Origin of the sequence: Streptomyces sp. KR55, from assembly GCF_052245645.1 — a bacterium.
GTDB classification, from domain to species: domain Bacteria; phylum Actinomycetota; class Actinomycetes; order Streptomycetales; family Streptomycetaceae; genus Streptomyces; species Streptomyces flavusporus.
In genome coordinates, this window is sequence record NZ_JBQQCE010000041.1 from 1 (window position 1) to 18869 (window position 18869).

General features: G+C 71.3%; 17 protein-coding genes. 5 read left to right on the forward strand and 12 right to left on the reverse strand.

What is annotated here, in order from left to right; genetic code table 11:
• Nucleotides 1-47 precede the first annotated feature (47 nt).
• From ACTWQJ_RS08770 to ACTWQJ_RS08780, 3 genes are read right to left on the reverse strand one after another with little or no spacing between them, the layout of a single operon-like run.
• A complete protein-coding gene (locus tag ACTWQJ_RS08770; RefSeq protein WP_443306059.1) occupies nt 48-743 on the reverse strand; it encodes an ABC transporter permease in 696 nt (231 codons plus the stop codon).
• A 14-nt stretch (nt 744-757) separates the two neighbouring features.
• Complete coding sequence (locus ACTWQJ_RS08775; RefSeq protein WP_409469511.1) at nt 758-1687, reverse strand: ABC transporter permease; 930 nt, start codon at nt 1685-1687, stop codon at nt 758-760.
• Between the two features lies 1 nt (nt 1688).
• Nucleotides 1689-3278 (reverse strand): ABC transporter substrate-binding protein, encoded by a 1590-nt coding sequence (locus ACTWQJ_RS08780; protein WP_443306060.1) that lies wholly within the window; start codon nt 3276-3278, stop codon nt 1689-1691.
• Nucleotides 3279-3511: 233 nt separating this feature from the next.
• Between ACTWQJ_RS08780 and ACTWQJ_RS08785 the strand changes: the two genes are divergently transcribed.
• From ACTWQJ_RS08785 to ACTWQJ_RS08800, 4 genes are read left to right on the forward strand one after another with little or no spacing between them, the layout of a single operon-like run.
• Nucleotides 3512-4510, forward strand: a complete 999-nt coding sequence (locus tag ACTWQJ_RS08785) for a 2-hydroxyacid dehydrogenase (protein WP_443306061.1) — start codon at nt 3512-3514, stop codon at nt 4508-4510.
• A 59-nt stretch (nt 4511-4569) separates the two neighbouring features.
• The gene (locus ACTWQJ_RS08790) at nt 4570-5844 is read left to right on the forward strand and encodes a glucarate dehydratase family protein (RefSeq protein ID WP_443306062.1); all 1275 of its coding nucleotides are present in this window, start codon (nt 4570-4572) and stop codon (nt 5842-5844) included.
• Between the two features lie 16 nt (nt 5845-5860).
• Nucleotides 5861-6886 (forward strand): 2-hydroxyacid dehydrogenase, encoded by a 1026-nt coding sequence (locus ACTWQJ_RS08795; protein ID WP_443306083.1) that lies wholly within the window; start codon nt 5861-5863, stop codon nt 6884-6886.
• Nucleotides 6887-6896: 10 nt separating this feature from the next.
• Nucleotides 6897-7808, forward strand: a complete 912-nt coding sequence (locus tag ACTWQJ_RS08800) for a 5-dehydro-4-deoxyglucarate dehydratase (RefSeq protein ID WP_443306063.1) — start codon at nt 6897-6899, stop codon at nt 7806-7808.
• A 77-nt stretch (nt 7809-7885) separates the two neighbouring features.
• Here the strand turns inward: ACTWQJ_RS08800 and ACTWQJ_RS08805 are convergent, their stop codons facing one another.
• The 4 genes from ACTWQJ_RS08805 to ACTWQJ_RS08820 all read right to left on the reverse strand — a co-directional run bounded on the left by ACTWQJ_RS08805 (nt 7886) and on the right by ACTWQJ_RS08820 (nt 11811).
• Nucleotides 7886-8458, reverse strand: coding sequence for a hypothetical protein (locus ACTWQJ_RS08805; RefSeq protein WP_443306064.1), 573 nt, complete (start codon nt 8456-8458; stop codon nt 7886-7888).
• A gap of 35 nt (nt 8459-8493) precedes the next feature.
• Complete coding sequence (locus ACTWQJ_RS08810) at nt 8494-9066, reverse strand: GNAT family N-acetyltransferase (protein WP_443306065.1); 573 nt, start codon at nt 9064-9066, stop codon at nt 8494-8496.
• Nucleotides 9044-11302 carry an MMPL family transporter gene (locus ACTWQJ_RS08815; protein WP_443306066.1) on the reverse strand — a complete coding sequence of 753 codons (2259 nt, stop codon included), beginning with the start codon at nt 11300-11302 and terminating at the stop codon, nt 9044-9046. Before ACTWQJ_RS08815 ends, ACTWQJ_RS08810 begins: the two co-directional genes overlap by 23 nt.
• Nucleotides 11303-11496: 194 nt before the next feature.
• Nucleotides 11497-11811: a hypothetical protein gene (locus tag ACTWQJ_RS08820; protein WP_443306067.1), complete on the reverse strand. Its 315-nt coding sequence runs from the start codon at nt 11809-11811 to the stop codon at nt 11497-11499.
• A gap of 187 nt (nt 11812-11998) precedes the next feature.
• Between ACTWQJ_RS08820 and ACTWQJ_RS08825 the strand changes: the two genes are divergently transcribed.
• A complete protein-coding gene (locus ACTWQJ_RS08825; protein ID WP_443306068.1) occupies nt 11999-12799 on the forward strand; it encodes an SAM-dependent methyltransferase in 801 nt (266 codons plus the stop codon).
• 59 nt (nt 12800-12858) lie between these two features.
• Here the strand turns inward: ACTWQJ_RS08825 and gatB are convergent, their stop codons facing one another.
• The 5 genes from gatB to ACTWQJ_RS08850 all read right to left on the reverse strand — a co-directional run bounded on the left by gatB (nt 12859) and on the right by ACTWQJ_RS08850 (nt 18782).
• Nucleotides 12859-14373, reverse strand: coding sequence for an Asp-tRNA(Asn)/Glu-tRNA(Gln) amidotransferase subunit GatB (gatB, locus tag ACTWQJ_RS08830; protein ID WP_443306069.1), 1515 nt, complete (start codon nt 14371-14373; stop codon nt 12859-12861).
• 15 nt (nt 14374-14388) lie between these two features.
• Nucleotides 14389-14628, reverse strand: coding sequence for a hypothetical protein (locus tag ACTWQJ_RS08835; protein ID WP_129800444.1), 240 nt, complete (start codon nt 14626-14628; stop codon nt 14389-14391).
• Nucleotides 14625-16118: an Asp-tRNA(Asn)/Glu-tRNA(Gln) amidotransferase subunit GatA gene (gene gatA / locus ACTWQJ_RS08840; RefSeq protein WP_443306070.1), complete on the reverse strand. Its 1494-nt coding sequence runs from the start codon at nt 16116-16118 to the stop codon at nt 14625-14627. The genes ACTWQJ_RS08835 and gatA overlap by 4 nt, the downstream gene beginning before the upstream one ends.
• Before the next feature lie 5 nt (nt 16119-16123).
• On the reverse strand, nt 16124-16420 hold the full coding sequence (gatC, locus tag ACTWQJ_RS08845; RefSeq protein WP_004925108.1) for an Asp-tRNA(Asn)/Glu-tRNA(Gln) amidotransferase subunit GatC: 297 nt from the start codon (nt 16418-16420) through the stop codon (nt 16124-16126).
• 115 nt (nt 16421-16535) lie between these two features.
• Entirely contained in the window at nt 16536-18782 is a 2247-nt protein-coding gene (locus ACTWQJ_RS08850) for a putative bifunctional diguanylate cyclase/phosphodiesterase (RefSeq protein ID WP_443306071.1), read from the reverse strand.
• Nucleotides 18783-18869 lie beyond the last annotated feature (87 nt).

The window sequence follows — 18869 nt, forward strand, 5'->3', positions numbered from 1 at the left end:
ATTCCGATACCCAGGAAGCTCAGCGAGGACTCGGTGAGCATCACGAATCAGAAGTCGAGGGTGGCGACGGTCAGCAGCGTCGGCAGGGCGATCGGCAGGATGTGCCGGTAGATGATGTGCCGGCCGGGTGTGCCGAAGGTGCGGGCCGCGTCGACGAACAGGCGGCTCCGCAGCTCGGCCGCCTCCGCCCGGGAGGTGCGCAGATACACCGGGATGCGGGCCACGGCGAGGATCAGCACGATGTTCAGCGCGGAGGGCGAGAAGACGTAGAGCACGACCACCGCGATGAGCAGGGAGGGGAAGCTGAGGATGACGTCGGCGACGCGCATCGCCAGGCTCTCCCGGCGTCCCCCGTGGTAGCCGGCCCACAGGCCGAGGGCCGATCCGATCACGAGCGAGCACAGCACCGCGGGGACGGCCACGGACAGGGTCGTCGCCGCCGCGTCGATCAGGCGCGCCAGGACGCTGCGCCCCAGGACATCGGTGCCGAGCAGCCCGTACACCCCGTCGCTCAGGGACGGCGGGCGCAGGGAGGCGTCCAGGTCCTGGCGCTGTGCGCGGTCGCCGATGAACAGCCGGCCGAAGAGGGCGACGAGGGCGACGAGGGCGAGGACGACGGCTCCGGCGGCCGCGACGCGGTCCCGGCCGAGCAACCGCCACCAGCTCTGCGGACGCTTTCGGGCGGGGGCGGCGTCGTTCACGGGAGCGGCGCCGTCGGCGGCGGAGGTCTCTGCTGTGGTCATGCTGCTTCCTTCGCTCACGCCGGCACCGCCTGACGCACTCGGGGGTCGGTCAGCGCGTGGCAGACGTCGACGAGGATGTTCAGCGCGAAGATGGTCACCGCGGTGAGCAGGACGGCCGCCTGGAGGACCGCGAAGTCGCGCTGCAGGATGGAGTCGATCATGAGTTTGCCGATGCCGGGCCAGCCGAAGATCGTCTCCACGATCACGGCGCCGTTGACCAGTCCCACCGTCAGGTCACCGGCCACGGTCAGCACGGGCGTCACCGCGTTGCGCAGGGCGTGACCGAAGATCACCCGACGGGGCGTGGCGCCCTTGCTCCGGGCGATCTTGACGTAGGGCGCGGAGAGCGCGGAGACCATGCTGCCGCGCACCACCTGGACCAGCACACCGAACGGGCGGATCAGCAGGGTCGCGATGGGCAGGACCCAGACCTCGGGCCCGCCCAGGGTGCCCGAGGTGGGCAACCATGCGAGGCTCACGCCGAAGACCAGTACGCCCATGACGGCGAACCAGAAGTCGGGGATGCTCGCGGCCGTCATCGACAGCAGGCTGGCGATCCGGTCGACCAGGGAGTTGGGCCGGTAGGCGGCCAGGCTGCCGATCAGTACCGCTCCGGTGATCGCCAGCAGCATGGTCACGCCGGCGAGCTGCAGGGTGACGGGGAACGCGTCCAGCACCATCGAGGTCGCGGACTGCCCGGTCCTGAGCGAGGTGCCGAAGTCCAGCTGCGCGGCGTCGACGAGGTAGTTCCACAGCTGTGCCGGGATGGAGAGGTCGAAGCCCTGCGCGGCGGAGAACTCCGCGCGCTGCTCGGCGGTGGCGCTCAGCGGGAGGTAGAGGTCGACCGGGTTGCCGGTCATCCGGGCCAGGAAGAACACGCCCAGCACCACGCACACCAGGGGGATGGCGCTGGAGAGTATGCGTTTGCGCAGAAAAGGAACCATGTCAGTGCTTCGCCTTCGCCGGGCTGACCTCTGCCAGCCGCAGTTCGTCGCCGGTGGCGGAGTTCGGCTCGTACCGGATCGACCGTGACAGGCCGAGCAGTCCGCTCATATGGGCCAGATGGGTGTACTGAACGACCGTCCTGTTCTGGTCGGCGAGCAGATCGGCGAAGGCCTTCTGGCGCTCCTCGCCGAAGAGCGCGCCCGCTTCGGCGATGCGCCGGTCGAGCTCCTCGGTGCCGAAGGTGGACTGCGGGCCGTCGCTCAGCAGGTACTGGCTCGTGGTGAAGGCCGCGTCACCGGCCTGGTTGCCGTGCATGATCAGCAGGGCGATGGGGCCGACGCCCTCGGGCAGCGGCCGGAGCTGGTACTGGAGCTGGGTGGCGGTGTCCGCCATACGCACCCGTACGTTCAGCCCGATCTGCTGCATCTGGTACTGGAGGGCCTCCGCGGTCTCCGACACCCCGGAGAACATGCCGTTGCGGGCGACCAGGGTGATCTGCCGGTCGACGGGCACGCCGTCGGCCTCGGCCTCCTCGATCAGGGCCTTGGCGCGGGCCACGTTCTGCCGGGTGGGCCGGATCTCGTCGTTGTGTCCCACCACTCCGGGCGGGACCAGCTGGCCGGCCGGTTCGGCGAGTCCGCCGAGCAGGGCGTCGATGATGCCCTCGCGGTCCACGGCCAGGTCGACGGCCCGGCGTACCCGGAGGTCGTCGAGCGGGGGCTCGTGGCCGTCCAGCCGCAGCGCGGTCGTCTCGTTGTTGGGGTAGGAGGCCGTGGTGTCCTTGTCCGCCTCGATGGGGTCGAGGGCCACGGCGATCTCCGCCTCGCCCTTGTCGATCATGGCGGCCCGGACGCTCGCGTCGCTCCGCCAGACGTAGCGGGCCCGGGGGAAGGCCGGGGCCTCGCCCCAGTAGTCGTCGTAGCGGTTGAGGGAGATCGCCGCCCCGGGCTGCCAGGAGCCGACGGCGTAGGGGCCGGTGCCTATGGGGATACGGACCTTGGCCTCGGCGTCGGTCGTGCGCGGCACGATCTCCACGAAGCTCAGGCGCAGCGGCAGGATGGGGTCGGGCTGCTCGGTGGTGACGGTCAGCCGGGTGTCGCTCACCGCCTTCACCTCGAGGTCCTCGTCGCCGAAGACATAGCCCTCGACGTTGCAGGCGAGGTCGGAGTTGACCGCCCGGTCGATGGAGAAGGCGGCGTCCTCGGCGGTGAAGGGCTCGCCGTTCTGGAAGGTCACCCCGGTGCGCATGTCGAAGGTCCAGGTGCGCTCGCCCGTCTGCTTCCAGCCCGTGGCGAGCAGGGGGTGCAGTTCGCCGGAGTCCGGGTCGCGTTCGACGAGCGGCTCGGTGATGTTCGACCGGACGACGACGCCGGTGCCGGTCAGTGAGGCCTCGCAGGGTTCCAGGGTCGGTGGTTCCTGAGTGAGCACCACCCGCAGCGTGCGGCCGTCGGCGCGGCCGGCGTCGCCGGCGGCGCTGCCCGCCACGGCGCAGCCGCTGGACAACAGCACCGTGCCCGCCAGGAGCATCGCAGTCGTCGCGCGGGGCCGCCTTCGTCCGGCGGGCGGGATGGGGGAAACGGAGAACTTCATCGTCGGCTCGTCTCCGGTGAGTGCTGATGTGTCGCGTTCCACGTACGGGCGACTGCGAGGAGCTGTCTACACTTGCGCACCCGGTCCGCATCTGTGAACGCCGAAGCTAAACCGGCGCCGTGGCAGCGTCAAGAGATGCGCCGGATCGGATCCGTCCCGCACCGCTCCCGCACCCCCGGCCCGGCCGCCCGTACCGCGCGTCCCTGAGTCCCTCGACGAAGCCAGGAGATCACATGCCCGTTCCCGGAACCACGACCGAAATCACCGACGGCTCCCCGGCCTCGCCGGCCACCTTGCTCCAGGTGTCGCCCCTGCTCCCCGGCCTGGAGCAGGCCCTGGCCGGGCGCTACCGCACGGTGCGGCTGCACGAACTGCCCGATCCGGCCGCGTACCTGCGCGACCAGGGCGGCGACGTGGTCGCCGCCGTGACCAGCGCGCGGATCGGGGTCGACAATGCGCTGATGGACGCGCTGCCACGGCTGGGCGCGATCGTCCACTTCGGCGTCGGCTACGAAACGACGGACGTGGTCCGCGCCCGGGCGCGCGGCATCGACGTCAGCAACACCCCCGACGTGCTCACCGACTGCGTGGCCGACCTCGCCGTGGGCGCGCTGATCGACTCCATGCGCCGGATGTCGGCCGCCGACCGGTACGTGCGCGGCGGAGGGTGGGCTACCGCGCCGTTTCCGCTGGCCACCCGGGTGAGCGGGAAGCGGGTCGGCATCCTCGGCCTCGGCCGCATCGGCCGGGCCGTCGCGCGACGGCTCGAGGGCTTCGGCACGGAGGTGTCGTACTGCTCGCGCGTCCCGGTGCCCGATGTGCCCTACCACCATCTGCCCACCGCCGAGGCGCTGGCCGCCGCGTGCGACGCGCTCGTCGTGACCGTCGCGGGCGGCGCGGGCACCGAGGGGCTGGTCTCGGCGACGGTGCTGGAGGCGCTCGGGCCCGAGGGCCATCTCGTGAACGTCGCACGGGGCAGCATCGTCGACGAATCGGCCCTGGTCGCGGCGCTGGAGGCGGGACGGATCGCGGGTGCGGCGCTCGACGTCTTCGCCGACGAACCGAACGTGCCCCGGGCACTCCTGGACTCGGACCGGGTAGTCCTGCTCCCCCACATCGCCAGTGCCACCAGGGAGACCCGCGAGGCCATGGGCGACCTGGTGCTGCGCAACGTCGAGCGGTTCATGACCGAGGGGGTCCTGCTCACCCCGGTGCCGGAGGCCGCCCATTGACACCGTCGCGCACAGCTGTCTACAAATGAGAACGCCGACTACATATGAGGATGGCATTCATGGTTCGGACCTCAGAGCGGATCGCCGGCGTCACCGTGACTCCCGTGGCCTTCCGGGACCACCCCCTGCTGAACACGGTCGGCGTGCACGAGCCCTACGCACTGCGCACCATCGTGGAGATCACCACGGAAACCGGTGTCAGCGGCGTCGGCGAGACCTACGGCGGCACGGTGCATCTGGAGCGGCTGCGCCGCGCCGCCGACGAACTGGTCGGCATGGACGTGTGGAGCCTCAACGACCTGATCGCCCGCACCACACGCGCGCTGGGCTCCGACACCACGGGCGGCGACGGCATGTCCGGCATGGTGACGGGCAGCAGCACCGTGGACCGGGTCATGTCACCGTTCGACGTCGCCTGCCTCGACATCCAGGGCAAACTCGTGGGCCGGCCGGTCTGCGATCTGCTGGGGGGAGCGGTGCGCCCCTCGGTTCCCTACAGCGCATACCTCTTCTACAAGTGGGCCGGGCACCCGGGCCAGGAGGACGACGACTGGGGCCCCGCGCTCGACCCGGCGGGGCTGGTCGAGCAGGCCCGCCGCATGATCGGCACGTACGGCTTCACCTCCGTCAAGCTCAAGGGCGGTGTCTTCCCGCCCGACGAGGAGATCGCGGCGATCAGAGCGCTGCGCAAGGCGTTCCCCGAGCTCCCGCTGCGTCTCGACCCCAATGCCGCCTGGAGTACGGAGACATCGCTGCACGTCGCCCGGGAACTGGACGGCGTCCTGCAGTACCTGGAGGACCCGACCGAGGGCATCGAGGGCATGGCCGCCGTGGCCGGCGGGACACCCACACCGCTGGCGACCAACATGTGCGTCGTGTCCTTCGACGACCTCGCCCCGGCCGTGGCCCGGGGAGCGGTGAGCATCGTCCTGTCCGACCACCACTTCTGGGGCGGGCTGCGGCGCTGCAGCCAACTCGCCTCGATCTGCGAGACCTTCGGGCTGGGGATGTCGATGCACTCCAACTCGCATCTCGGCATCAGCCTCGCGGCGATGACCCACCTCGCCGCCGCCACACCGCGGCTGACCTACGCCTGTGACACGCACTGGCCCTGGAAGCGGCCGGACGAGGACGTGATCGACCCCGCGCCGCTGCGGTTCAGCGAGGGACGCCTCGCCGTACCGACGGCTCCCGGTCTCGGCGTGGAACTGGACCGGGACGCCCTCGCCCGGCTGCACCAGCAGTACCTCGACTGCGGGCTGCGCGACCGCGACGACACCGGTTACATGCGCCGCTTCGAACCCTCGTTCTCCACCAAGACCCCGCGGTGGTGAGCGGCTCGTGCGCATCATGCTCAACCACCGCATCCTGAGCCGCTTCCACGACCGGCTCAAGGCCTCCACGCGGGGACAGCACATCTGGCTGGAGTCCTTCGACTGGGACGCGGCACGGCTCTCCGACGCCATCGCCGACGTCGACGTCTACGTCGGCTCCAAGCTGCGGGCCGAGGACGCGCGCCGCGCCGAACGGCTGCGGCTCGTCCATGTCGTCGGCGCCGGCTACGACGGCATCCCGATGGACGCGCTCCACCCGGGGGTCACGGTCGCCACCACCCACCACCACGGCCGTTCCATCGCCGAGCACGTGCTCATGTCGATCCTGATGCTCTCCCGTGACGTCCTGGGAGCCGACCGCGCGCTGCGCGCCGGACGCTGGCGCAATGTGGCGGTCGATCCCGGACTTCCCTTCGGCACCACGCTGCAGGGCCGCCGGGTGGGCATCATCGGCTTCGGCGAGACCGGCACCGAGGTCGCCCGGCTGTGCCAGACGGTCGGCCTGCGGATCCGCGCCGTACGGCGCGACCCCGCCGCGCCGTTCCCCGCGGATCTTCGGCCCGACTGGGTCGGCGGCGACGACCGTCTGCCCGAACTCCTCGCCGACTCCGACGTCGTGGTGGTCACCGTCCCCCTGAGCGCCGCCACCGACGGGTTGATCGGCCCCGCCGAACTGACGGCCATGGGCCCCGAGGCCCTGCTGGTCAACGTGGCCCGGGGGCCGGTGGTGCAGGAGGAGGCGCTCTACGACGCGCTGAGCTCGGGCACCATCGCCGGTGCGGCGCTGGACGTGTGGTGGTCGGGCCCTCCCGAGGCGCCGAGCCGGCTGCCCTTCCACGACCTGCCGAACGTGCTGATGACCCCGCACCACTCGGGCCACACGGCCGACACCTTCGCCGCCCGCGCGACAGAGATCGCCGACAACATCGACCGGCTGGAGCGAGGCGACGCGCTCAGCAACGTGGTCCGCGCCCCGGCAGCAGCCGGAAGCGTCGCCGCAGCACCCCCGTCCCCCGCCCGCGCTGTCCCTCACGATGAGTAGGAAACCACCCATGCTCGAAGGCGTTCTCTTCTTCCCCGTCACCCCGTTCACCGCAACCGGTGACGTAGATCTCGACGCCCTGCGCCGGCACATCGCGGACGGGGTCGACGCCGGCCCGGGCGGAGTGTTCGTCGCCTGCGGCACCGGCGAGTTCCATGCCCTGGATCTCGAGGAGTTCACCGCGGTCGTGCGGACCGCCGTCGACGCGGCGGGGGGACGTGTCCCGGTGTACGCCGGGGCCGGCGGCGCACTCGGCCTGGCCCGGCGGTTCGCGCGGGCCGCGGCCGAGGCCGGTGCGGACGGCCTGCTGCTCATGCCGCCCTACCTGGTCGAGGCACCCGCCACCGGGCTCGTCGCCTACACCCGGGAAGTCGCAGGGGAGACCGGCCTGCCGCTGATCGTCTACAACCGGGCCAACGCGCGGTTCGACGAGCGCTCGGCGGCGGAGGTCGCCCAGCTGCCCACCGTCATGGGTCTGAAGGACGGAACCGGCGACCTTGATCTCGTGGCGCGTATCGTCCCCGCCGTACGGGACGCACTCGACGGGACCGGCAAGCAGTTCCAGTTCTTCAATGGCATGCCCACGGCCGAGGCGAGCCAGCCCGCGTACCGGGCGCTGGGAGTGGAGCTGTACTCGTCGGCCGCCTTCGCCTTCGCGCCCGATGTCTCCCTCGCCTTCCACCGCGCGCTGGAGGAGGGGGACCAGAAGCGGATCGACGCCCTTCAGCGCGCCTTCTTCCACCCCCTGGTCCGGCTGCGCCAGCGGGTTCCGGGCTACGCGGTGGCGCTGGTGAAGGCCGGGGTCACCTTGGAGGGCCTCGAAGCCGGACCGGTCCGGCCGCCGCTGACGTCCCTCGCCCCGCAGGAGGTCGAGGAACTGGCGGCCATCATCGCCGAGGGCCGCGCCGTGCTCGCTTCCTGAGCGGCACGCCGACACGCGCAAGGGGTCCTCGGACGTCGGTGACGGACGTCCGAGGACCCCTCGTGGTCCGCGTCGGCTCAGCCGGTGGCGGGCAGGCCCAGGAGTACGTCGGTGTACTTCAGGACGGCCAGCAGCAGTCCGATGACGCCGAGCGAGACGCCCGCCCAGGCGACCGACTTGATCCACGGGGCCTGCGGCCGGCCGGGGGCGCCGAACGCGGGACGGGCCAGGACGACGACGCCGACGATCAGCGCAGTCAGCGCGAACAGCCCGGCCCAGAGCGCGTTGGCGTTCCAGGCGTCGCCGTAGCCCTCCCTGACCATGGTGGCGACGCTGGAGGACTGCGAGGTCTCCAGCTGGCCGATGAGCGACTCGCGCGCGGAGGCCACGGTGCCGACCCAGCTGCCGGTGAGCGAGACGATGCCGAGCGCGGCCGAGACGACGGCTCCGGCACCCTGGCCGACACCGGAGGGACCGGCCTCCTGCGACGCTTCGGGCTGCTCGTCACCGTCCTCGGCGCCGGTCACATCGCCGGTCGCCTCGTCGGTCGCTTCGTCGGTCGTGGTGGCGTCCGCCGTCTCCTCGGTCTTCTCCTCGTCGGTCGTCGCCTCGGTGCCTGCACCGGTCTCGTCCACAGTCTTGGTTCCCATGCGACGCACCGTACGGACGGAGTCTGAGAGGCCTCTTAATGATCGCTGTGAGCGGTACGCGCGCGTGCTGCACGCCATTCGGGGGCGAGCACGGCCCAGATCTCGTAGTCCTGGCGTACGCCCCGCCAGGGGTAGCTCTCGCGGAGCACGCCCTCCCGGGTCATGCCGAGCCTGCGGGCGACGTTGATGCTGGCCGTGTTGCCGGACGCCGCGTGCCATTCCACGCGGTGCATACCGCGCTCGTCGAACGCCCAGCCGATGAGGATGCGGGACGCGCGCGTGACCAGTCCCTTGCCGGTCCCGGCGGGCTCCAGCCAGCAGCCGATCTCGCAGACGCCGGTCGCGGCGTCGAAGACGCGGAAGAGGACGCCGCCGACGAGTTTTCCGTCCAGCCACAGCCCGTGCAGGGAGCCGCTGTCCGCGGCGCGCTTGTCGGCGTACGACTGGAGGATGGCCCGCGCGGAGTCGAGGTCGGTGGCGTTCGCGCCGAACGGGATGTGCCGGGTGATGAAGTCGCGCCCGCGGTCGAGGTGGGCGAGGAACTCCTCGGCGTGCCAGGGCTCCAGGGGCCGCAGCTCGGCTCCGTCACCCAGAGGTATCGCGTACATCCGGCTGCCGCTCCTTCTCCAGTACGTCTACGACGTCCGTGAGCTTCTCACGCTCGGCAGCGGCATCCGGGAGATTTTCCTGCTCGGCGCGGCTTTCCGGCGGCTCGATGCTGATCCGCGGCAGCCACCGGTCGAGCCGGCGCGGCAGCCACCAGTTGGCGCCGCCGAGCAGGTGCATCAGGGCGGGGACGAGGAGCGTGCGCAGGACGAAGGCGTCGAGGGCGACGGCGGCGGCGAGCGCGATGCCGAACATCGCGATGACGCGGTCGCCGCTGAGGACGAAGGCGAGGAAGACCGAGATCATGATGACCGCGGCGGAGTTGATCACGCGGCTGGTCTCGGCGAGGCCGATGCGGACGGCGCGCCGGTTGTCGCCGGTCTCGAGCCACTCCTCGTACATCCGGCTGACCAGGAAGACCTGGTAGTCCATGGAGAGTCCGAAGAGCACCGACACCATGATCACGGGCAGGAAGGGTTCGATGGGGCCCGCGCGGCCGAGGCCGAGCAGTTCGCTGCCCCAGCCCCACTGGAAGATCGCGACGACCACGCCGAACGAGGCGGCGACGGCGGCGATGTTCATCGCGGCGGCCTTGAGCGGGATGCCGACGGACCGGAAGGCGAGCAGGAGCAGCAGACAGCCCAGGCCGATGACGACGCCGACGAACAGCGGCAGTTTCCCGACGATGACGTCGGCGAAGTCGTCGTAGCCGGCCGTGACGCCGCCGACGTGCACGTCCAGGGAGGTGCCCGTCTCGGCGCGCGGCAGCACCTCGGTGCGCAGCCGGTCCACGAGGTCGCTGGTGCTCTGCGACTGCGGGGCGGACTCCGGTACGACGGTGAGGTACGCGGTGTTTCCGCCGGTGCCGTACGTCACCGGTGTCACGGAGGCGACGCCCTGGGTGCCGCGCAGGGTGCTGTCGAGGTTGTCCAGGGCGAGCCGGTCCTCGGCGCCGTGCACCTCGGTGACCAGGGTGAGGGGGCCGTTGACGCCGGGTCCGAAGCCGTCCGCCAGGAGGTCGTACGCCTGCCGGGTGGTCGTCGATTCGGGGTTGTTGCCCTGGTCGGAGGTGCCCAGGTGGAGCGAGAGGGTGGGCAGGGCGAGCAGCGTGATGACGCCGAGCGCGAGGGCGCCGAGCTTCTTGGGGTGCCGTTCGACGAAGGCGGACCAGCGGGCGGCGAACCCGGTGGGCAGTTCGGGCTCGGGGCCGTGCTCGGCCAGCCGGCGTCGCTCGCGGCGGCTGAGCGCGCGTATCCCGATGAGGGACAGCAGGGCCGGGAGCAGGGTCACGGAGGCCGCGACGGTGAGGACCACGGTCAGCGAGGCGGCGATGGCGACGCCGTTGAGGAAGCCGAGGCGGAGGATCAGCATGCCCAGCAGGGCGATGCAAACGGTGGCACCCGCGAACACGACGGCGCGTCCCGTGGTGGCGACGGCGTTGGTGACCGCCTCGGTGACGCTCAGGCCGCGTTTCAGTCCGCGCCGGTGCCGCGTGACGATGAACAGCGCGTAGTCGATACCGACGCCGAGTCCGATCAGCATGCCGAGCATGGGCGCGAAGTCGGCGACGGTCATGGCGTGTCCGAGCAGCGCGATCCCGGCGTACGCGGTGCCGACGCCGACCAGCGCGGTGGCGATGGGCAGCAGGGAGGCGGCGAGGGAACCGAAGGCGAGGAACAGCACGACCGCGGCGACGACCACGCCGACGACCTCGGCGAGGTGCCCGCCGGAGGAGTCGGTGAGGCCGATGGCGGTCCCGCCCAGCTCCACCTGGAGTCCGTCGGTCTGAGCCGCCTTGGCGGTGTCCACGACGGCCTGCGCCTCGGACTCCTTGACGTCCTGGGCCTGGTCGTCGAAGGCGACGGCGGCGTAGGCCGTACGTCCGTCCGCGCTGATCCGGCCCGCGCCCTGGCCGTCGTAGGGGCTCACCACGGAGGCCACGCCGGGCAGTTCCGCGATGTCGTTCAGGGTGCGGGTCATCGTCTGTTCGACATCGGCGGCGCGCACGGTGCCGGACTGGGTGTGCCAGACGACCGTGCCGCTCGCACCGCCGAGGTCCGGGAAGTTCTCCTGCAGCAGCTCGTCGGCCCGGCCCGACTCGGTGCCGGGAACCTTGTAGTCGTTCGAGTACGCCGTGCCGGTGGCGGTGGCGGCCGCGGTCACCCCGCCGAAGGCGACGAGCCAGAGCAGAACGGTGACCAGGCGGTGCCGAACACACCAACGCGCAAGGGCTGCCACGAACGAGCTCCCGGAGTGACGATGTGTGGATCTTTGACCGGGAACAGTCGTCCATGAACTGAACAGCCCGCAAAGAACGCATGAGCAATGCACCGCCACTCTTGCAGGCAGAACTGATCGTTTGGTCGTTTGGTGTGGTTATTCACAGGAGTGGGAGAGACCTCACAGGACAATCGGGCGAAGTCTGTCGCCCGTCAGTCGAACTGGTCCCCCAGCGCCATCACCATCACCCCGCCGACCAACAGCCACAACGCCCTCCGGGTGCGCCCCCGCGACCCGAGGAGCGCCGCCAGCGCGCACACGCCGGCCCCGACGGCGTACGCGGCCGGGACGAGCACCGGCGCCGCGTCCGTGACACGGAGCACCGCCGCGGCCACCCCCACGAGGGCCAGCAACGCCCCGGTGCCCGCCGCCGCCCAGCGGGCCCGCCGCGCCTCCTGCGCCGGGTCGCCGGCGTCCTCCACCTCGGCCGTCTCGGAGGGCGTCTCGGAATCAGCGCGTCCACTCATGGCGCGCGAGCGTAGCGCGTACCGCCGTAAAACCCGGATGCGGGGAAGTATCCCGGCTGCTAGCGTCCCGGCCGTCCGTCGTTCCCGGCACATCGCCGCCGACCGAAGCAGGTGCATTGTTTGACGGTCCGACCGAGCTCCTACGCATCCCGTTCCTCTTCCCAGGACTCAAGGAGCCCGTTCACCGATGTCCGACATCACATCGAGCACGACCGACGACCTCACTAGGCGGCTGATCCACGCCCGCTACCCGCGCAGCAGCCGCTACGACGCCCGCTGGACCATTGAGAACCAGATGGGCCCGCACGCGCTGTGGCTGCTGGAGTGGCTGGCCCCCGCGCTCGGCCTGGCGGAGCTGCGCCCCGGCGCGCGCGTCCTCGACCTCGGCTGCGGCCGGGCCATGACGTCCGTGTTCCTCGCCAGGGAGTACGACGTCCAGGTCACCGCCGCCGACCTGTGGATCAAGCCCGACGAGAACGCCCCGCGCATCGCCGAGGCGGGCGTCGCCGACCGGGTGCTGCCCGTGTTCGCCGAGGCGCACGACCTGCCGTTCGGCGAGGGAAGCTTCGACGCGATCGTCTCCATCGACGCGTACCAGTACTTCGGCACGAACGATCTCTACCTGCCGACGCTGACCCGGCTGCTGAAGCCCGGCGGGCGGATCGGTGTCGTCGTCCCGGCGCTGCGCGAGGAGATCGACGGCGTAACGCCGCCTGAGCAGCTGCAGCGGTTCTGGGAGCCGGACTTCTGGTGCTTCCACTCGGCCGCCTGGTGGCGGCGCCACTGGACCCGCAGCGGGGCCGTGGAGGTCGAGGCCGCCGACTGGCTCACCGACGGCTGGCGCGACTGGCTGCTGTGGTGCGAGGTCGTGGCGGAGCACAGCACGGACGACTTCCACGTCAGGATGGCCGGCCAGTGCGCCGAGATGCTGCGCGTCGACCAGGGCCGCGCCCTGGGCTTCGTACGGGTCGTGGGGCGCCGTCTCTGAGCACATGCCGAGGGGGATGCATCCAGGTCGATGCATCCCCCTGCGGGCCCTGCCGATCGTCAGCCCTCGCTGACGCCCAGCTTCTGAAGGATCAGCTCCTTGACGCGAGCCGCGTCCGCCTGGCCGCGCGTGGCCTTCATGACCGCGCCGACCAGGGCGCCGGCCGCGGCCACCTTGCCGCCACGGATCTTGTCCGCGACGGCCGGGTTGCCGGCGATGGCCTCGTCGACCGCCGCACCGAGCGCGCCCTCGTCGGAGACGACCTTCAGACCGCGCTTGTCGACGACCTCGTCCGGGGTGCCTTCGCCCGCGAGGACGCCTTCGATGACCTGGCGGGCCAGCTTGTCGTTCAGGTCCCCGGAGGCCACCAGTTCGGTGACGCGGGCCACCTGCTGCGGTGTGATGGCCAGTTCGTCGAGGGCCTTGCCCGACTCATTGGCGCTGCGGGCCAGTTCGCCCATCCACCACTTGCGGGCGGCCGCGGCGTCGGCACCGGCCTCGATCGTGGCGACGATCGGGTCGAGGGCACCGGCGTTGAGGATCGCCTGCATGTCGGTGGCGGAGACGCCCCAGTCCTCGCGGAGCCGGTTGCGGCGGACCAGCGGCAGCTCCGGGAGGGAGGCGCGCAGTTCCTCGACCCACTCGCGGGAGGGGGCCACCGGGACCAGGTCGGGCTCGGGGAAGTACCGGTAGTCCTCGGCCTCTTCCTTCACGCGGCCCGAGGTCGTCGTCCCCGTGTCCTCGTGGAAGTGGCGGGTCTCCTGGATCACCGTGCCGCCGTCGCCGAGCACGGCCGCGTGGCGCTGGATCTCGAAGCGCACCGCACGCTCCACGGAGCGCAGCGAGTTGACGTTCTTCGTCTCGCTGCGGGTGCCGAACTTGTCGGCGTCCTTGGGCATCAGCGACAGGTTGACGTCGCAGCGCATCTGGCCCATTTCCATACGGGCCTCGGAGACACCGAGCGCGCGGATGAGCTCGCGCAGCTCACGGACGTACGCCTTGGCGACCTCCGGCGCACGCTCGCCCGCGCCGACGATCGGCTTGGTGACGATCTCGATGAGCGGGATGCCGGCGCGGTTGTAGTCGAGGAGGGAGTGCAAGGCGCCGTGGATACGGCCCGTCGCGCCGCCCACGTGGGTGGACTTGCCGGTGTCCTCCTCCATGTGGGCGCGCTCGATCTCCACGCGGAAGGTCTCGCCGTCCTCCAGCTGCACGTCGAGGTAGCCGTTGAAGGCGATCGGCTCGTCGTACTGGGAGGTCTGGAAGTTCTTCGGCATGTCCGGATAGAAGTAGTTCTTCCGGGCGAAGCGGCACCACTCGGCGATCTCGCAGTTCAGCGCGAGACCGATCTTGATGGCGGACTCGACGCCGATCCTGTTCATGACCGGGAGCGAGCCGGGCATGCCGAGGCAGGTGGGGCAGGTCTGTGTGTTCGGCTCGGCGCCCAGCGCGGTCGAACAGCCGCAGAACATCTTGGTCTTGGTGCCGAGTTCGACATGGACCTCGAGGCCCATGACGGGGTCGTACGACGCCAGCGCGTCCTCGTACGACACCAGGTCGGTCGTGGTGGTCACGGTGAAACTTCCCTCTCAGCCCAGCAGGACGTCGTCGTCGCCCAGCCGCTTCAGCTCGCGGTAGAGGATGGCGAGGCCGGTGACGATCGCGGCGGCGGACACGGTGGCGTCGATCAGGACCAGTGTGTCCTTCTCGGCGCGGGCCTTCTTCAGCCGCTTGGCGACGCCGAACGCGCCGAACGCGGTGGCGGCCATGGACAGGTACGTACCGGACTTGGACTTCTTGAAGCCCTTGGCCTTGGTCAGTGCACTCACAGCGACGGAGCCTCCTCCAGGAGCGGGTGCCCCCACTTTTCCACGAAGGCGGCCTCGACGGCGGCGCCCACCTTGTAAAGGCGGTCGTCCTGCATCGCCGGGGCGATGATCTGCAGGCCGACCGGGAGGTTGTCCTCCGGGGCGAGGCCGCAGGGCAGGGACATGGCCGCATTGCCCGCCAGGTTGGTCGGGATGGTGCACAGGTCGGCGAGGTACATCGCCATCGGGTCGTCGGCACGCTCGCCGATCGGGAAGGCGGTGGTCGGGGTCGTCGGGGAGACGATCACGTCGACCTGCTCGAACGCTCGCTCGAAGTCCTGCTTGATGAGCGTACGGACCTTCTGGGCGCTGCCGTAGTACGCGTCGTAGTAGCCGCTCGACAGGGCGTACGTGCCGAGCATGACGCGGCGCTTGACCTCGGCGCCGAAGCCGGCCTCGCGGGTCAGGGAGGTGACCTCCTCGGCCGAGTGGCTGCCGTCGTCGCCGACGCGCAGGCCGTAGCGCAGGCCGTCGAAGCGGGCGAGGTTGCTCGAGCACTCGGACGGCGCGATCAGGTAGTACGCCGACAGGGCCAGGTCGAACGACGGGCAGTCCAGCTCGACGATCTCCGCGCCCAGCTCCTTCAGCAGCGCGACGGACTCGTCGAAGCGCTGGATGACGCCGGCCTGGTAGCCCTCGCCGCGGAACTGCCTGACGACGCCGACCCGCATGCCCTCGACGCTGCCGTTGCGGGCGGCCTCGACGACCGGCGGGACCGGGGCGTCGATGGAGGTGGAGTCGAGCGGGTCGTGCCCGGCGATCACCTCGTGCAGCAGCGCCGCGTCCAGGACCGTACGGGCGCAGGGCCCGCCCTGGTCGAGGGAGGACGAGAACGCCACCATGCCGTAGCGGGACACGGCCCCGTACGTCGGCTTCACGCCGACCGTGCCGGTGACGGCGGCCGGCTGGCGGATGGAGCCGCCGGTGTCGGTGCCGATGGCGAGCGGGGCCTGGAAGGAGGCCAGGGCGGCGCTCGACCCGCCGCCGGAGCCGCCGGGGATGCGGGTGAGGTCCCATGGGTTGCCGGTCGGCCCGAAGGCGCTGTTCTCGGTCGAGGACCCCATGGCGAACTCGTCCATGTTGGTCTTGCCGAGGATGACGACGTCGGCGGCCTTCAGCTTCTGGGTGACCGTCGCGTCGTACGGCGGGATCCAGCCCTCGAGGATCTTCGAACCGACGGTCGTCGGGACGCCCTCGGTGGTGAAGATGTCCTTCAGCGCGAGCGGCACGCCGGCCAGCGGGCCGAGCTTCTCGCCGCGCTCCCGCTTCTCGTCGACGGCCCGCGCCTGGGCGAGGGCGCCTTCGCGGTCGATGTGCAGGAAGGCGTGCACCTTCTCGTCGACGGCCTCGATGCGGGCGAGGTGGGCCTCGGTGACCTCGACGGCCGTGAGCTCGCCGGAGGCGATCTTCGCGGCGGTCTCGGCGGCGGTGAGCTTGATGATGTCCGTCATGCGGATTACTCCTCCCCCAGGATCTGCGGCACCTTGAAACGCTGCTGCTCCTGGGCCGGGGCGCCGGAGAGCGCCTGCTCGGGGGTGAGCGACGGGCGGACCTCGTCCGGGCGCATGACGTTCGTCAGCGGGAGCGGGTGTGAGGTCGGCGGTACGTCTTGGTCGGCGACCTCGCTGACGCGGGCCACCGCGCCGATGATGTCGTCCAGCTGGCCTGCGAAGTGGTCGAGCTCTTCGGGCTTCAGCTCCAGACGCGCCAGCCGGGCGAGGTGGGCGACCTCCTCGCGCGTGATGCCAGGCATGCAGCGATCCTCTGGGGTGAGTGTGTGTGGTTTGAGCCCAATCCTATGGGGCGGGGGCGGAAGACCGTTAAACGGTTTCCCCGGGCCCGGTCACCGAGCGGCAGACGCCCCGCCCCTAGCTGACCCGCCCCGGATCGTCCACCGTGGCGGCGGGGAGGGCGGCTGCCGGGCGTTGCCAGCCGCGGGAGCCGCGGGCACGCAGCCATGCCGTGGTCTCCTCGGCGGGCATCGCCGCGGCGACGAGCCATCCCTGTACGGCGTCGCAGCGCAGGTCGCGCAGCCGCTCCCAGGTCTCGTCGTCCTCGACCCCCTCGGCGACCACGAGCAGCCCCAGGGAATGCGCGAGATCGACGGTGCACCGCACGATCTCCGCGTCCTCCGGGTCGACCGCCAGCCGGGCCACGAACGAGCGGTCGATCTTCAGCTCGCTCACCGGCAGCCGTTTGAGGTGGACGAGGGAGGAGTAGCCCGTGCCGAAGTCGTCCAGGGACATCTTCACGCCGTGTCCGGTGAGCCCGGCGAGGGTGTCGGCGGCGCGCTGCGGGTCCTCCAGCAGGACGTGCTCGGTTATCTCCAGTTGGAGCGCTCCCGCCGGGACACCGTGCCGGGCGAGACGGGCGGCGACCGAGCCCGCGAAGCCGGGGGTGTGGACGTCGCGTGGGGAGACGTTCACCGCGACCGGCACGAACAGCCCCTGCGCCCGCCACTTGGCCACCTGTCCGAGCGCCGTCTCCAGCACGTACTCCGTCAGATGCGGCATCAGCCCCGACGACTCGGCGATCGCTATGAACTCGTCCGGCGGCACCTTCCCGCGCTCCGGGTGCACCCACCGGACCAGGGCCTCGAGCCCGGCCACCTGCCCGTCGAAGCGGACCTTGGGCTGGTAGTGCAGCTCGACCTCGTGCGCGTCCAGCGCGCGGCGCAGGTCGGCGAGGAGGCCGAGGCGGTCCGGGGTGTTCGAGTCCCGCTTGGACTCGTAGACCTCCACGCCCGTACGGTCCCGTTTCGCCTGGTACATCGCCACGTCCGCGCGGCGCAGCAGGCCTTCGGCGTCGAGGGCGTGGTCGGGGAAGACCGCGACCCCGGCGCTGGCCTCCAGCACGAGGGTGAGGCCGTCGAGGTCGAGCGGGGAGCTGAGCGCGGCGACGAGGCCGCGGGCGATCCGGGTGGCGGACGTCGTGGAGTCGGCGACCGGCAGTAAGACGGCGAACTCGTCACCGCCGAGCCGCGCGGCCTCCGCCCCGCGTGGCAGAGCCAGCCGCAGCCGGTCGGCGGTCTGCAGCAGCAGCCGGTCACCGGCCAGATGCCCGAGGGTGTCATTGACCGATCGGAAGCGGTCGAGGTCGATCAGCATCAGGGCGGCGCGGGCGTCGATGCGCTCGGCGTCGTCCAGTGCGGTCCAGATGCGCTCCAGGAGCCACTGCCGGTTGGGCAACCCGGTGAGCGGATCGCGCAGTTGCTCCTCCGCCCGGGCGCGGGCTATCCACAGCGTGGAGTCGAGCGCGATGAGCGGGATGGCGAACAGCGGCAGCAGGATCGGCTCGGCGACGGCGACCACACAGACCAGCGGTGCGATGCCGAGCAGGGCGACCGCGACCAGGCCCTGTCTGACCAGGGCGGTGCGCGCGATGGTGGGCAGTCCGCCGGTGCGGGGCGCGTGCAGGTACCACAACAGCGTGCGGGAGACCGCGAGGTAGGCGGTCGCGATCAGGACCACCTCGGGGGCGGTGTAGACGGTCCAGGTATCGGGGTTCCACGGGTTCTCGACGGACGGTACGCGTCCGAAGGCGGCCAGCACGAGGGCGCCGGCGCTGATGCCGAGGATGTCCACCGCGCCGTGCAGGACTCCCTGCCGCCAGCGGTGGCGCCGGGCTATGCCGACCAGCACGACGACGGTCAGGCTGACCATCCCGGCCGGCACCCAGCCGTACAGCAGCAGCACGGCGAGGGTGAGGGCGGCGCCGGAGCCGGTGCCGCCCCACCAGCGGGCGCGGCCGAGCGCGACCAGGTGGCCGACGATGACGCCGGTCAGCACGGCCAGCGACCAGCCGGCCGTGCCGGACGGGAAGAGCGCGTGGTGGCCGGTGAACGCCCGCAGGAATCCGGCGCCGAGGGCGAACCCGGCCGCCGCGACGACGGCCGCGGGCAGCGCCGGCCAGGACAGGTGGGGGTGCCGCTCGGCGTCGGCACCGGGCAGTCCGGCGGTGCGGGCGGCGTCGTACCCGTCCGCCGCGGTGGGCCGGTCGGCGGCGCGGTCCGACGCCTGCACGCCCGCACCCAAAGCCGTCCGGAGTCCCCCTCGCCAGGCGCCGGCCATCCGGCGCAGCCGTGAGTACGGGGCGGCGCTCTCGGTCGGTTCCATTCCCGTCCCTCTCACAGCCGGCGGTGCCCACGCCCCGCGGCCCGATGCCCGACATCCCTCAACGGCACCGCGGGCACGGCAGGTGCA